This is a genomic window from Streptococcus sp. 20925_1_24 (assembly GCF_041432335.1).
Classification (GTDB): Bacteria; Bacillota; Bacilli; order Lactobacillales; family Streptococcaceae; genus Streptococcus; species Streptococcus mitis_BM.
On the sequence record NZ_JAPVZM010000002.1, the window covers coordinates 48,775 to 63,128 of the forward strand.

The window sequence follows — 14,354 nt, forward strand, 5'->3', positions numbered from 1 at the left end:
AGAAACAAGCTTTCTCTAAAAGAAAATGAGCGTAGCAATGACCAATACAAGATCTCGGAAAATATGACCATAAAAGGAAACTTCTTTCTTAACCGAATTTGGGACAAGATAGGCTGCAAAAAACAAACCCAGTCCAATATAAATCAGAAGCGAGACAATGGTCATTGGATTTCTTAAGAAGAGAAGTGTTGCTAAAATAGTCACCAAAACTGTCTTTTTTCTGTCTAGCATAGCAAGCAAATCGCGCATGTATTTTTTCAAGGGTAAAAAAATCAGCAAATCTAGTCCAAATAGGAAAAAGAAGGATGGCAATAAAAAGTCAACTAATTCTTGCTGCAACGTATTTTTGATGAACAAGTTGTCTGACAAAACAAGGACAGCTCCTAACAAATTAATTAAGAGTAACATACTATAAAAAAGCTTCACCGACTTCTTACTGGCTAGGACACTATGGACTTCTTGCTTACGGGTATAAAGATAATTTACTCCAGCACAGATTCCTGAAACGAAAACCATACTTCCGATAAAAAAAGCTGTACTTTGTTTAAAGGACAAGATACATTCCTTCCATAGGAAACAGCTACTCAAACTGATTTGAATTAAAGCTAACAAAAATAAGATTCTCATTGATTTCATCTTTTCTCTCCCTTCCTACCAATCATTATACTCGGAGAAAAGAGAGAACTGTTTCCAATCTTCTCAAATGTCTCTTTTAGACGCTAAACAAACACCTGAGACTAATACTCAATGAAAATCAAAGAGCAAACTAGGAAGATAGCCACAGATTGCTCAAAACACTGTTTTGAGGTTGCAGATAGAGCTGATGTGGTTTGAAGAGATTTTGGAAGAATATAAATTTGAAATAAGACTGATAGTATTCATTTCACTATCAGCCTTACAGGTTATTTATCGTTTCAGAAAAACTATAATGTCAAGATTAACTAAACAGTATCTAATTCCTTCAAATAGTTTTCTATCTTCATCAACATTAAAGGATTGTTATAAATCTTACATAACTCTCTTGCTTCTATATAATAATTTTTGACTTGTTCTCTATCTAGAAATTTGGCTCCAGCATTTCCTACAAGAATAAGTAAAGGAGCCAGTTGGTAGCTTGTCTGTCTTTGTTTACAGAGTTCAATCGTCTCAAGAGCTTCTTGGATGGCTTCGTTATATTTTCCCTTTGACACTAGGTAGTGAGCGTAGTTGTAACGAACTCTGATGTAGCCAAATAAAAACTCTTGATGCTCAAAATTTTTTGTCTGATATAACTCCATCAAATGAGAGTAGTTTGCCTCATATTCTTGTTCACGACCCACTAAGGAATAGAAATTAGATAAAGTATTCAATGCCTTTAAATAAATCAGAGTATTTGAAGAGACTTTTAATAATATATTTTCCAATGACGAAATAGCCTCACACTTACTGTCATATTGATAGAAGTCAATAATAGCTTTAATCCATTCAAGGTAAGTTCGGTCTTCTAGTGTTAGAAAAGTACTTCGTTCAATCTCTATTCTATAAATATATTCCAAATCGTCATAATTTCTATCATCTAATAGTCGAGCAGATAATTGCTTGAAGTTAGAGAGGTTAGATTTAATTTCAATTTGTTCATTAAAAAAATAATCTAATGGCACTTCGAGTCGTTGGGAGAGTTTGAACAAAAGGTCTGCGGAGGGAATGAAATGCCCTCTCTCAATTTTACTAATCTGGCTTTGTTCACAAATTCCTTCTGCAAGAGTTTGTTGGGAGAGTCTCAACTCTTTTCTTTTCAATCTGAATTTCTCTGCGAGTGTATTCATTAAAGATAATAAACCTTCCTATTTGCTTAATTTCATTATAAAATTTTTAGTTCAAAATAGCAAGTTAAAGAAATAAATAATTCTATATGGTAATAATAAAAAAAAAAAGTTTAAAATATAATAAAAATACTTGGCTGAATAATATATATATGTTAAAATAAAAACAAGGAAACAGAAAAGGGTTTCACGAATGAAGAAAAATCGTGGAATTCAAAAATTAGCTATATTTGCATTACTAGAGGTTTTTACGTTTAGTAATACAATTCCTTACCAACAGTTTATTCAGAAGAATAAACAATTGGAGATTCGAGTAGAATCACAAAAGAAGTCCAATTGTCTTGATGTTGGAAAGGCTGATTGATGTCGTATTACTTTAAAATTCAACTATTTAGAGAAAGGTATTCTGATGAGAGCTTGTAACAATACCAGATAGATATAAGAATGGAGATGTTTGATAAAATGCTTTCATAGTTAACCAACTGTTGAAAATTATGAGTTACAAAATCTAAAGTATTTAAGATTGGTTTATAAAATTAGATCTCTGTCTGTAGAGAGGAACGTGCAGTTAGAAAGGAGGAAAAAATAGGATACTATAATTCAGACTGAGATTTCTAATTAAAATATGTAGTTGCATCATCCCTTGCCGTTTTGGCATTTAGTTTGGCTCTTCCTGTTTTGGTAGCTTCTCACCGTGGTGGCGAGTGGACCTATGGAGGCTATCATGATCCAAATAATTGGGGAGCAAGTTACATTTGATGCGGGATGGTAAAGAATAATTGAAGAAGATTCTTCTATCAATAGTTTAGTAAGCTTGTTAGTTTATAGAGGGCAGGGGTATTTCTACCCTCTGTTTTAGAATAAGGAATGCACTATGAAAAAATTATTTATACTCATATCCAACCTGCTTGCTAGTTTGTTCTTTGTTTGGGTATTTACCATTTGGACTGATACATATGTCTCCAATTATTACCCCAACGTTGTTGTACGTGATTCTTCCCCTGAAACAACTTTTCAGCATGTTGCTACACGCTTGGAAAAACTAGCAGAAGAAACAGATAGCTTTATTGCGATTCAACACCAAGATCTTAACTCAGAAGGTACTACAGTTTTTTCTTATACGACCTTTGGGGACGGAAAGTTGCCTGATGGGCTTCAGGAAAAAAATCTAGAAGATGCTCAAAGTAGCAGTGTTGAAACAAACTATTTTGTATTCGATGGAAACCTAGATATTCACTTGCTAAGGGAGGAGCTGAGTCAACTTGGCTTGACTAACATGCACCTGATAATTCCATCTAAACTATCTACGTTAATGGCTATCTTTAGTAACGGATTTCAGTTAATCAGTTTATTGATTTTCATCTTAACCTTTGGAGCACTGACTTTAATTAGTCAAATTAGCCAATTACGGTCGTCGGGCGTTCGCCTCATTTCAGGAGAGAAACGGTGGTCCATTTTCCTTAGACCAGTTGGTGAGGATTTGAAAGGGATAGCTGTTGGTTTCAGTTTAGCTGGCGTGCTCGCCATTCTTATGCAAAAAATTCTGTCGCTTCCAACGCAATCCCTAATGACCATAGGAGAAGGCTTGCTCAGTTATAATCTCATCTTGTTGTCGATCTCCCTGTTTTTCGCTCAACTCTTCGCAGTTGGAATAAAAAAGATACACCTGATGCAGATTATAAAAGGGCAAGTGCCTGTCAGAGGAATCATTAGTTTGATTTTAATCGGTCAACTATTAGCGATTATTATTGTAACGCTGGGAATAGGGAGTAGCTTAAAGTATTCCCAAGCCTGGCAACAGCATCGGATTGGACAAGAGGCTTGGAACCAGGAAAGGCAACTGATTACCCTATCAATCAGCCGTGAAGGAACGAGTCCTGGTTTTGATGAACAAGCTCAAAGGAAATTCAGAACTTGGTATCAATTGATGGATCTGGCTGTTTCAGAACAAAAGGCTTTCTTATCTAGACACCAGTTAATTGACCGTACTTTGCAAAATGGCATGGCTTCCTCCAAAAACTTGATAACCTCTACAGAATGGCACGATTACAACCCGAATGGCAATGTCCTTATCGTCACACCGCAATACTTGGAGCGTCAAAACATTCCTGTAGATACAACTATTGAGCAAAAGATGAATCACCTTGATGTAGGGGAGTTTGTCTTATTGCTGCCTGAACACCTCCGTTCAGAGGAAGAACATTATAAATCTGTTTTTGAAGACGACTTAACCAGTCGCATGTCTAGTCGAGATGAACGACAGCAAATGACTGCTACGGTAGGTTATTTGGAATCAGGTCAGGATCGTTTTGTGTATAATACGACCCCTATTTCTTACCAGCAGTTTTTGAAAGATCCAATCATCATTGTTATAACACCCCAATCAGCTGGTCCACAGTCCGTTTTGTTTTGGGTAGACGCAGTACAGAACTACGTTCTCTTTAATCAATTGTCTGATGCCCAGGAGCTTATCCAGAGACAAGGCATTGAAAATTGGGTCTCAGAAATGCAAACAGGTTACCACAACTACATCACATTATTGGATAATATCCAGAGGGAACGTTGGGTAATGCTAGCAGGAGCTGTGCTTGGGATTGCAACTTCAATCTTGTTGTTTAACACTATGAATAGGCTCTACTTTGAAGAATTTAGACGTGCCATTTTTATCAAACGCATTGCAGGTCTCAGGTTCTTAGAAATTCATCGCACTTATCTCTTTGCTCAACTGGGTGTGTTTTTACTTGGATTTATTGCGAGTGTATTTCTTATGGTAGAGATAGTAGTTGCTTTCTTAGTCTCGTTACTCTTTACTGGTCTATCTCTTTTACAGTTACATGTCCAAATGCAGAAAGAAAACAAGATGTCCATGCTTGTTTTGAAGGGAGGTTAATATGATTGAACTTAAACAGGTGAGTAAATCTTTTGGAGAACGAGAGTTATTTTCGAATCTTTCAATAACATTTGAGGCTGGAAAAGTCTATGCCTTAATTGGTTCAAGTGGTAGCGGAAAAACAACCTTGATGAACATGATTGGGAAATTAGAATCTTATGATGGCACGATTTTTTACCGAGGTAAAGACTTGGCCAATTATAAATCGAGTGATTTTTTCCGTCACGAATTGGGCTACCTCTTCCAGAACTTTGGCTTAATTGAAAACCAAAGTATTGAAGAAAACCTTAAGCTAGGTCTCATTGGTCAAAAGTTGAGTCGGTCGGAACAGCGGTTGAGGCAGAAGCAGGCTTTAGAACAGGTCGGCCTGGCTTATCTTGACCTAGATAAGCGCATCTTTGAGTTATCGGGCGGAGAATCGCAACGGGTTGCCTTGGCAAAAGTTATCTTAAAGAATCCACCCCTTATTCTGGCAGATGAGCCAACAGCTTCAATAGACCCAGCAACCTCTCAGTTGATTATGGAGATTTTGCTATCTCTTCGAGATGATAATAGGCTAATCATTATCGCAACACATAATCCGGCAATTTGGGAGATGGCTGATGAAGTGTTCACGATGGATCGTCTGAAATAAAAATCCTTGTTTTTAATTGCACGATGAGTTACTGAAATATTATCATGAATCAATAATTGGAGTTAATTTAGAATTGTACTTTATTAATATTGAGGTAACTTTTTCTTGATAAAGGAAGAAATAGTGGAGAGGAAGTTAGAATGAAAAAATTCGACAATTATATTATTGAGAAGCCTTGCGATTCTAATTCAGATAAACTGCAAAAAATCTTAATAATTGAAAGTTTGGTAGATGATATTTTGCAATTTTCTCGCAGAATCAATAATAGTGTAGGAGAGATTTTCCTCCTGCAACCGTTTCAAAAGAAAACTATCTTTATTCCATGTTATTTTGAGGAAGATATTGTGAAAGTCAAAGATGATGATAAAGTTGAGTGGAATTTGTTAGAATTTCGAAAATTTAGAGCATTTTTGGCTTAGTAATCTGTGTTGAAGGCTCAAAACCTATGGTAAAAAAGTAGCTTTGAAAACGTATTGCCTCCAAAGATATAGTTAAATAATGATTTAACACAAAAAGAAATTATTGAAGTTCTGGAAAGATGTTGTTTCAGTATTGAGAAAAGGTGGGAAAAACTTGCGATTTTCACAGAGAAAGGAAGAAAAAGTATAGAAATATAGTCAATTGAAACAAGAACAGGACAAAAGAACCTTTTGTGCCATATTTTTCTCCTTTCGCTTTACAATTGGCTTGAACACCTTTATTGTATCGCGGTTGGAGTTTTTTTGGTATAACCTTCGACGCGCACCCGCATAGCGGGTGATTTTTTTGTCTCGCACCTAACGGAGCGATACGAACTAATAGTCACTTAATCAAAAAACGCACCATATCAAAAACTAAAAAGTTTGATATCATGCGTCATGTCTTAAACTAATTGACTGTACTTTCTATTCAAATGAGCTTTTAACCAATTGATTGAACCAATCCACTCTTAAAACCAAAGAGCAATTTCTCGCTTAGCTGACTCTTCTGAATCTGAACCATGTACAACATTTTGGATAACCTCATTTTCTCCAGCAGCTTTTGCAAAATCACCTCGAATCGTTCCTGGTAAAGCTTCTTCTGGACGAGTCGCACCCATCATAGTCCGCCAAGTTTCAATTACTTTGGGACCAGAAATGATACCTACAAGAACCGGTCCTGAAGTCATAAATTCACGAATCGGTGGGTAAAAACTTTGGCCAACCAAGTCCTGATAGTGCTGGTCAATCAACTCTTCTGAAAGCTGTGAACGCAACTCCAATTTTTCGATTGTAAATCCACGTTGTTCGATGCGTTTTAACACTTCACCTACTAGTCCTCTTTTTACACCATCTGGTTTAATGATAAAAAATGTTTGTTCCATACCCGTCTCCTTTGTCAGCTTCTTTCTTTTATTTTACCACATTTCATGGAAAAATGGAGAAAGTTTTCAGAAAAAGAGAACCCGAGGGCTCTCTCATTCTCTCTTATTCTACTGTTTCTTCCACAGTTTCAACGGCAGTATCCACAACTACTTCTGTTGCTTCTTCATTTCCTTCTTCCTCTACTGGAGGATTAAGGTATTCTTCTTCGTTGATAGCATGTGGTTCAAGGTTACGGTAACGGGCCATACCAGTACCTGCTGGGATGATCTTACCGATGATAACATTTTCTTTAAGTCCAAGAAGATGGTCTTTCTTACCACGGATAGCTGCATCTGTAAGGACACGAGTTGTTTCCTGGAAGGAAGCCGCTGACAAGAAACTGTTGGTTTCAAGCGAGGCTTTGGTAATTCCCATAAGAACTGGGCGACCTGTTGCTGGAACCCCACCTGCGATAAGGACATCTTTGTTAGCATCTGTAAAGTCATTGATATCCATGAGGGTACCCATGAGAAGATCTGTGTCACCTGGATCCATGACACGGACTTTACGGATCATTTGACGAACCATTACCTCGATGTGTTTGTCACCGATTTCTACCCCTTGGCTACGGTAAACTTTTTGTACTTCACCGAGAAGGTAAGTTTCAACCGACAAGACATCACGAACTGCAAGGAGACGTTTTGGTTGGATAGAACCTTCTGTAAGAGCAGCACCACGCGCTACTTGGTCCCCAACTTCGACACGCATACGAGCTGTAAATGGTACGACGTATTCACCTTCGCCAGTTTCGCCCTTAACAAAGACTTTCTTAGTACGAGTTGAGGCATCTTCTTCGATAGCAGTAACTTGTCCTTTAACCTCTGTGATAACCGCTTCCCCTTTAGGATTGCGGGCTTCAAAGATTTCTTGGACACGAGGAAGACCCTGAGTGATATCGGTATTTGAGGCAACCCCACCCGTGTGGAAGGTACGCATTGTAAGCTGTGTACCAGGTTCCCCGATAGATTGGGCAGCGATTGTACCAACTGCTTCACCAACTTCAACCGCATCACCAGTCGCCAAGTTGATACCGTAACAATGACGGCAGACACCATGACGAGTGTTACATGTAAATACAGAGCGGATAGTCACTTCTTCCACACCAGCGTTGACAATTTCACGCGCCTTGTCTTCTGTAATCAACTCATTTGGACCAATGATCACTGCACCAGTTTCTGGATGTTTAACAGTTTTCTTAGTGTAACGACCATTGAGACGCTCTTCGAGTGATTCGATCATCTCTTTTCCTTCTGCGATAGAGCGGATCAAGAGACCACGATCTGTTCCACAGTCGTCCTCACGGATGATAACGTCTTGGGCAACGTCAACCAAACGACGAGTCAAGTAACCTGAGTCGGCTGTCTTAAGGGCCGTATCGGTCATACCTTTACGCGCACCGTGAGTTGAGAAGAACATTTCCAATACCGACAAACCTTCGCGGAAGTTTGAAAGGATTGGCAATTCCATGATACGTCCGTTCGGAGCAGCCATCAGACCACGCATACCGGCAAGCTGTGAGAAGTTTGAGATATTACCACGGGCTCCTGAGTCCATCATCATAACGATTGGGTTCTTAGGATCTTGGTTGGCAATCAAGCGTTTCTCTAGTTTCTCACGGGCAGCACGCCATTCAGCTGTAACAGCATTGTAACGCTCGTCGTCTGTAATCATACCACGACGGAATTGTTTGGTGATTTGTTCTACACGTTTGTGTGATTCTTCAATGATTTCAGCCTTGTCATCAACGACTGGGATATCGGCAATACCTACTGTCAATCCTGCAAGAGTTGAGTGGTGGTAACCAAGGTTCTTCATACGGTCAAGTAGGGCAGAAGTTTCTGTCGTACGGAAACGTTTGAAGATTTCAGCGATGATATTTCCAAGGTTTTTCTTCTTGAATGGAGGGTTGAGTTCAAGTTTGCTGATAGCTTCCTTGATATCTCCACCAAGTGGCAAGAAGTATTTAGCTGGAACGCCTTCTGTCAAGTTGGCATTGTTTGGTTCTTGCAAGTATGGTAGACCCTCTGGCATGATGTCGTTGAAGAGGATTTTACCAACTGTTGTAAGCAAGACCTTATGTTTTTGCTCTTCTGTCCATGGTTTGTTGAGGCTGTCAGTTGCGATACCAACACGTGAGTGGAGGTGAACATAACCATTGCGGTAAGCCATAACAGCTTCGTCACGGTCTTTGAAGACCATTCCTTCACCTTCACGACCAGCTTCTTCCATGGTCAAGTAGTAGTTACCCAAAACCATATCCTGAGATGGAGTAACAACTGGTTTACCATCTTTCGGGTTCAAAATGTGCTCAGCAGCAAGCATGAGGATACGAGCTTCTGCTTGGGCTTCTTCTGAAAGCGGTACGTGGATGGCCATTTGGTCCCCGTCAAAGTCGGCATTGTAGGCTTCACAGACAAGTGGGTGCAAGCGAAGGGCCTTACCATCAATCAAGACTGGCTCGAAGGCTTGGATACCCAAACGGTGAAGGGTCGGTGCGCGGTTAAGAAGTACTGGGTGTTCTTTAATCACTTCTTCAAGGATATCCCAGATGCGTTCGTCTCCACGTTCCACCAAGCGTTTAGCTGCTTTCACGTTTTGCACGATATCACGCGCAACGATTTCACGCATCACAAATGGTTTAAAGAGCTCAATTGCCATTTCACGTGGCACACCACATTGGTACATCTTAAGCGTTGGACCAACGGCGATAACGGAACGTCCTGAGAAGTCAACACGTTTACCGAGCAAGTTTTGACGGAAGCGTCCTTGTTTACCTTTAAGCATGTGGCTCAATGATTTCAATGGACGGCTACCTGGTCCTGTGATCGGACGACCACGACGACCATTGTCAATCAAAGCGTCAACCGCTTCTTGAAGCATACGCTTCTCATTTTGAACGATGATACCAGGTGCATTCAACTCAAGCAAACGAGCCAAACGGTTGTTACGGTTGATAACACGACGGTAAAGGTCATTCAAGTCAGATGAAGCAAAACGGCCACCATCCAACTGTAACATTGGACGAAGATCTGGTGGAATAACTGGAAGGATGTTGAGAATCATCCATTCAGGTTTGTTTCCAGACTTGTAAAAGGCATCCAAAACATCCAAACGACGGATGGCTTTAACACGTTTTTGTCCAGTAGCTGTTTTCAACTCTTCTTTGAGTTCAGCAATTTCTTTTTCAAGATCTACTTGTTTTAAAAGGTCTTGGATGGCTTCGGCACCCATCTTGGCAACGAATGATCCATAACCATACTCACGCAAGCGCTCACGGTATTCGCGTTCTGTCATGATAGACTTGTGCTCAAGTGGTGTATCCTTCGGATCAATCACCACATAAGCCGCAAAGTAGATAACTTCCTCGAGGGCACGAGGACTCATATCAAGGGTCAAGCCCATACGGCTTGGAATCCCCTTGAAGTACCAGATGTGAGATACAGGAGCTTTCAACTCGATGTGCCCCATACGCTCACGACGAACTTTTGTACGCGTTACTTCAACCCCACAGCGGTCACAAACAATCCCTCTGTAACGAATGCGTTTGTACTTACCACAAGCACATTCCCAGTCTTTTGTAGGGCCAAAGATAACTTCATCAAAGAGCCCTTCACGTTCTGGTTTCAACGTACGGTAATTGATTGTTTCAGGTTTTTTGACTTCTCCATAAGACCATGAACGGACTTTGCTTGGAGAAGCTAGGGTGATTTGCATACTTTTAAAACGATTTACATCAACCACTATTTCTTCCCTTTCTATTCTAAGCGAGCTACTTATTCTTGTTCAGCAGCTTCTTCTGTTGCTTCCGCTTTTGTTGCTTTCTCAGCTTCTTCAGCTTCAAAGGCTGCTTTAGCCTCTTGGGCTGCTTTTTCGCGGGCTTTTTCAAGGTCATCTACGTGGATGACATCTTCGTCCATTCCTTCATCCAAGTCGCGAAGTTCCACTTCTTGGTCATCTTCGTCAAGGACACGCATGTCAAGACCAAGAGATTGCAATTCTTTGACAAGAACTCGGAAGGATTCTGGAACACCTGGTTTTGGAATTGGTTTTCCTTTTGTAATGGCTTCATAGGCTTTCAAACGTCCGTTGATATCGTCAGACTTATAAGTCAAGATTTCTTGAAGGACATTTGACGCACCGTAGGCTTCAAGAGCCCAAACCTCCATCTCACCGAAACGTTGTCCACCAAACTGAGCTTTACCTCCGAGTGGTTGTTGGGTAACGGTTGAGTAAGGTCCGACAGAACGAGCGTGCAACTTATCATCAACCATGTGGTGGAGTTTGATCATGTACATGACTCCGACAGAAACACGGTTATCAAACGGTTCACCAGTACGTCCATCGTAAAGAATTGTTTTGGCATCGCTATCCATACCTGCCTCTTTAACGGTTGACCAAAGGTCTTCAGAACTTGCTCCGTCAAAGACTGGTGTTGCGATGTGAATACCAAGAGTACGAGCAGCCATACCAAGGTGAAGCTCCATAACCTGACCGATATTCATACGTGATGGCACCCCAAGTGGATTCAACATGATATCGACTGGAGTTCCATCTGGAAGGTAAGGCATGTCTTCTACAGGAACGATACGAGAGACAACCCCTTTATTTCCGTGACGTCCGGCCATCTTATCTCCGACCTTGATCTTACGTTTTTGAGCGATGTAAACGCGAACCAGCATATTAACACCTGATTGCAACTCATCTCCATTTGCACGTGTAAAGATCTTAACATCACGAACGACACCATCGGCACCGTGTGGTACACGAAGAGAAGTGTCACGTACTTCACGAGATTTATCTCCGAAGATAGCGTGCAAGAGACGTTCTTCAGCTGAAAGGTCCTTCTCACCCTTAGGTGTTACTTTACCTACAAGGATATCGCCTTCTTTAACCTCAGCACCGATACGGATAATACCCATTTCGTCAAGGTCTTTAAGGGCATCTTCACCAACGTTTGGAATTTCGCGAGTGATTTCTTCAGGCCCAAGCTTTGTATCTCGTGTTTCTGATTCGTATTCTTCAAGGTGAACAGATGTGTAGACATCGTCTTTGACCAAGCGTTCGCTCATGATAACGGCATCCTCGAAGTTGTAACCTTCCCAAGTCATGTAGGCAACGATTGGGTTTTGTCCAAGCGCCATTTCTCCATTTTCCATAGAAGGTCCGTCAGCGATGAAATCGCCTTTTTCAACGACATCGCCAACTTTTACAAGCGTACGTTGGTTGTAAGCAGTACCTGAGTTTGAACGACGGAATTTTTGGATGTGGTAAACATCCAATGAACCATCTTCACGACGAACTTCTACCTTGTCAGCATCTGCGTAAGTAACTTTACCATCATACTGAGCAATCACAGCCGCTCCAGAGTCGTGGGCTGCTTGGTATTCCATACCAGTACCAACGTAAGGTGCCTGAGGATTGATCAATGGCACAGCCTGACGTTGCATGTTGGCTCCCATGAGGGCACGGTTGGAGTCATCGTTTTCCAAGAAAGGAATACATGCTGTCGCAACGGCAACTACCTGTTTTGGTGATACGTCCATATAGTCAACAACATTAGCTGGATACTCTTGGTTGACCCCTTGGTGACGTCCCATGACAACTTTTTCAGCAAATGTTCCATCTTCATTCAGACGAGAATTAGCCTGTGCTACAGTAAATTCATCTTCTTCATCGGCTGTCAACCAAACGATTTCGTTCGTGACAACACCTGTTTCACGGTCAACCTTACGGTATGGTGTTTGAACAAAACCATACTTGTTCAAGTGTCCGTAAGATGACAAGTTATTGATCAAACCGATGTTAGGTCCTTCAGGTGTCTCGATTGGACACATACGACCATAGTGAGTGTAGTGCACGTCACGTACTTCATATCCAGCACGGTCACGTGTCAAACCACCAGGTCCTAAGGCTGACAAACGGCGTTTGTGAGACAACTCAGAAAGTGGGTTGTGTTGGTCCATGAACTGTGACAACTGTGATGAACCAAAGAATTCTTTCACCGCAGCTGTTACAGGACGGATATTGATGATTTGTTGTGGTGTCAAGACTTCGTTGTCCTGAACAGACATACGTTCACGGACATTACGTTCCATACGAGAAAGTCCAAGGCGTACTTGGTTGGCAAGCAATTCACCAACCGCACGGATACGACGGTTCCCAAGGTGGTCGATATCATCAACACGGCCAAGTCCTTCAGCCAAGTTGAGGAAGTAGCTCATCTCAGCAAGGATATCTGCAGGAGTGACGATACGAACCTTGTCATCTGGATTAGCATTACCGATGATCGTTACGACACGGTCTGGATCAGTTGGAGCAACAACCTTGAATTTTTGAAGAACAACTGGCTCAGTCACAACCGCTGCATCATTTGGAATGTAGACAATCTTGTTCAAGTCACCATCCAAATGGCTTTCAATACTTTCAATCACACTACGAGTCATGATTGTTCCAGCTTCTACCAAGATTTCTCCTGTTTCAGGATCTACCAACGGCTCAGCAATTGTTTGGTTAAGCAATCGTGTCTTAACATTGAGTTTTTTATTAATTTTGTAGCGACCAACTGCTGCCAAGTCATAGCGACGTGGGTCAAAGAAACGAGCTACAAGCAAGCTACGTGAGCTTTCAGCCGTCTTAGGCTCACCTGGACGAAGGCGTTCGTAAATTTCTTTCAAGGCTTCGTCGGTACGAGAGTCCATTGGGTTCTTGTGGATATCTTTTTCAACAGTGTTGCGAACCAATTCGCTGTCACCAAAGATATCAAAGATTTCATCATCACCTGAGAAACCAAGGGCACGAACTAAGGTCGTAAATGGAATCTTACGAGTACGGTCAATACGAGTGTAGGCAATATCTTTTGAGTCACTTTCAAGTTCCAACCAAGCTCCACGGTTAGGGATAACAGTTGAACCGTAGCCCACTTTACCATTTTTATCAACTTTATCGTTAAAGTAAACACCTGGTGAGCGGACCAACTGAGATACGATGATACGTTCACCACCATTGATGATGAAGGTACCCATTTCTGTCATGATTGGGAAATCACCAAAGAAAACTTCTTGGGTCTTGATTTCGCCTGTTTCTTTATTGATCAAGCGGAAGGTTACAAAAATTGGTGCTGAGTAGCTAGCATCGTGGATACGAGCTTCTTCTAGCGTGTATTTTGGTTCCTTGATTTCATATCCAACAAATTCCAACTCCATTGTGTCTGTGAAGTTTGAAATTGGCAATACATCTTCAAACACCTCCTTAAGACCGTGGTCTAGGAAAGCTTTGAATGAGTCAGTTTGAATTTCAATCAAATTTGGTAAGTCAAGAACTTCTTTGATTCTTGAAAAACTACGACGGGTACGATGTTTCCCGTATTGAACGTCATGTCCTGCCAAGATGATTCTCCTTTGTAAATAAGTTCCAAGCCTTGTCGATCAGGCTTTCTAATCGTCATATGGTTGTAAAACCCCTATCACCGTGTCCCTTTGATAAATTTTCAGAATCTTTAAGTCTTTGTTACAAGTACTCAAAATCCTGAAAAAAAGCACAAAAAGAGCAGCTAAATCTGACTTTTTCAGAAGATTTAACTGCTGTGAGTCTTGTCTGGACAATATTTCAGACAAAACCTACGACAAATGATTATCCATATTATACCC

At 40.8% G+C, this 14,354-nt stretch carries 9 protein-coding genes; 4 read left to right on the top strand and 5 right to left on the bottom strand.

The annotated features are described in order from the left end of the window. Positions 1 to 15: 15 nt before the first annotated feature. Positions 16 to 636: a hypothetical protein gene (locus tag O3650_RS01575; RefSeq protein ID WP_050989826.1), complete on the bottom strand. Its 621-nt coding sequence runs from the start codon at positions 634 to 636 to the stop codon at positions 16 to 18. A 305-nt stretch (positions 637 to 941) separates the two neighbouring features. After that, the gene (locus O3650_RS01580; protein WP_371491425.1) at positions 942 to 1,805 is read right to left on the bottom strand and encodes a helix-turn-helix domain-containing protein; all 864 of its coding nucleotides are present in this window, start codon (positions 1,803 to 1,805) and stop codon (positions 942 to 944) included. Positions 1,806 to 1,995: 190 nt separating this feature from the next. On the opposite strand from O3650_RS01580, the gene O3650_RS01585 reads away from it, so the two are divergent. The 4 genes from O3650_RS01585 (at position 1,996) to O3650_RS01600 (ending at position 5,745) form a co-directional block, all read left to right on the top strand. Beyond that, entirely contained in the window at positions 1,996 to 2,166 is a 171-nt protein-coding gene (locus tag O3650_RS01585) for a PhrA family quorum-sensing system peptide (RefSeq protein WP_261074854.1), read from the top strand. A 510-nt stretch (positions 2,167 to 2,676) separates the two neighbouring features. Next, positions 2,677 to 4,692 (top strand): DUF1430 domain-containing protein, encoded by a 2,016-nt coding sequence (locus O3650_RS01590; protein ID WP_261083003.1) that lies wholly within the window; start codon positions 2,677 to 2,679, stop codon positions 4,690 to 4,692. A 1-nt stretch (position 4,693) separates the two neighbouring features. Further along, positions 4,694 to 5,326, top strand: coding sequence for an ABC transporter ATP-binding protein (locus tag O3650_RS01595; protein ID WP_000571409.1), 633 nt, complete (start codon positions 4,694 to 4,696; stop codon positions 5,324 to 5,326). A gap of 140 nt (positions 5,327 to 5,466) precedes the next feature. Then, positions 5,467 to 5,745, top strand: coding sequence for a competence protein ComA (locus O3650_RS01600; protein WP_371491427.1), 279 nt, complete (start codon positions 5,467 to 5,469; stop codon positions 5,743 to 5,745). 509 nt (positions 5,746 to 6,254) lie between these two features. Here the strand turns inward: O3650_RS01600 and ndk are convergent. From ndk to rpoB, 3 genes are all read right to left on the bottom strand, one after another. Further along, the gene (gene ndk / locus O3650_RS01605) at positions 6,255 to 6,668 is read right to left on the bottom strand and encodes a nucleoside-diphosphate kinase (protein ID WP_049511730.1); all 414 of its coding nucleotides are present in this window, start codon (positions 6,666 to 6,668) and stop codon (positions 6,255 to 6,257) included. A 103-nt stretch (positions 6,669 to 6,771) separates the two neighbouring features. Next, a complete protein-coding gene (gene rpoC / locus O3650_RS01610) occupies positions 6,772 to 10,449 on the bottom strand; it encodes a DNA-directed RNA polymerase subunit beta' (RefSeq protein ID WP_261071200.1) in 3,678 nt (1,225 codons plus the stop codon). A gap of 32 nt (positions 10,450 to 10,481) precedes the next feature. Continuing rightward, positions 10,482 to 14,093, bottom strand: coding sequence for a DNA-directed RNA polymerase subunit beta (rpoB, locus tag O3650_RS01615; protein ID WP_261091059.1), 3,612 nt, complete (start codon positions 14,091 to 14,093; stop codon positions 10,482 to 10,484). Between the last annotated feature and the right edge of the window lie 261 nt (positions 14,094 to 14,354).

Coding starts and splice junctions, on each gene's coding strand:
- O3650_RS01575 (WP_050989826.1), bottom strand. CDS start 636: ATGAAATCAATGAGAATCTTATTTTTGTTAGCTTTAATTCAAATCAGT.
- O3650_RS01580 (WP_371491425.1), bottom strand. CDS start 1,805: ATGAATACACTCGCAGAGAAATTCAGATTGAAAAGAAAAGAGTTGAGA.
- O3650_RS01585 (WP_261074854.1), top strand. CDS start 1,996: ATGAAGAAAAATCGTGGAATTCAAAAATTAGCTATATTTGCATTACTA.
- O3650_RS01590 (WP_261083003.1), top strand. CDS start 2,677: ATGAAAAAATTATTTATACTCATATCCAACCTGCTTGCTAGTTTGTTC.
- O3650_RS01595 (WP_000571409.1), top strand. CDS start 4,694: ATGATTGAACTTAAACAGGTGAGTAAATCTTTTGGAGAACGAGAGTTA.
- O3650_RS01600 (WP_371491427.1), top strand. CDS start 5,467: ATGAAAAAATTCGACAATTATATTATTGAGAAGCCTTGCGATTCTAAT.
- ndk (WP_049511730.1), bottom strand. CDS start 6,668: ATGGAACAAACATTTTTTATCATTAAACCAGATGGTGTAAAAAGAGGA.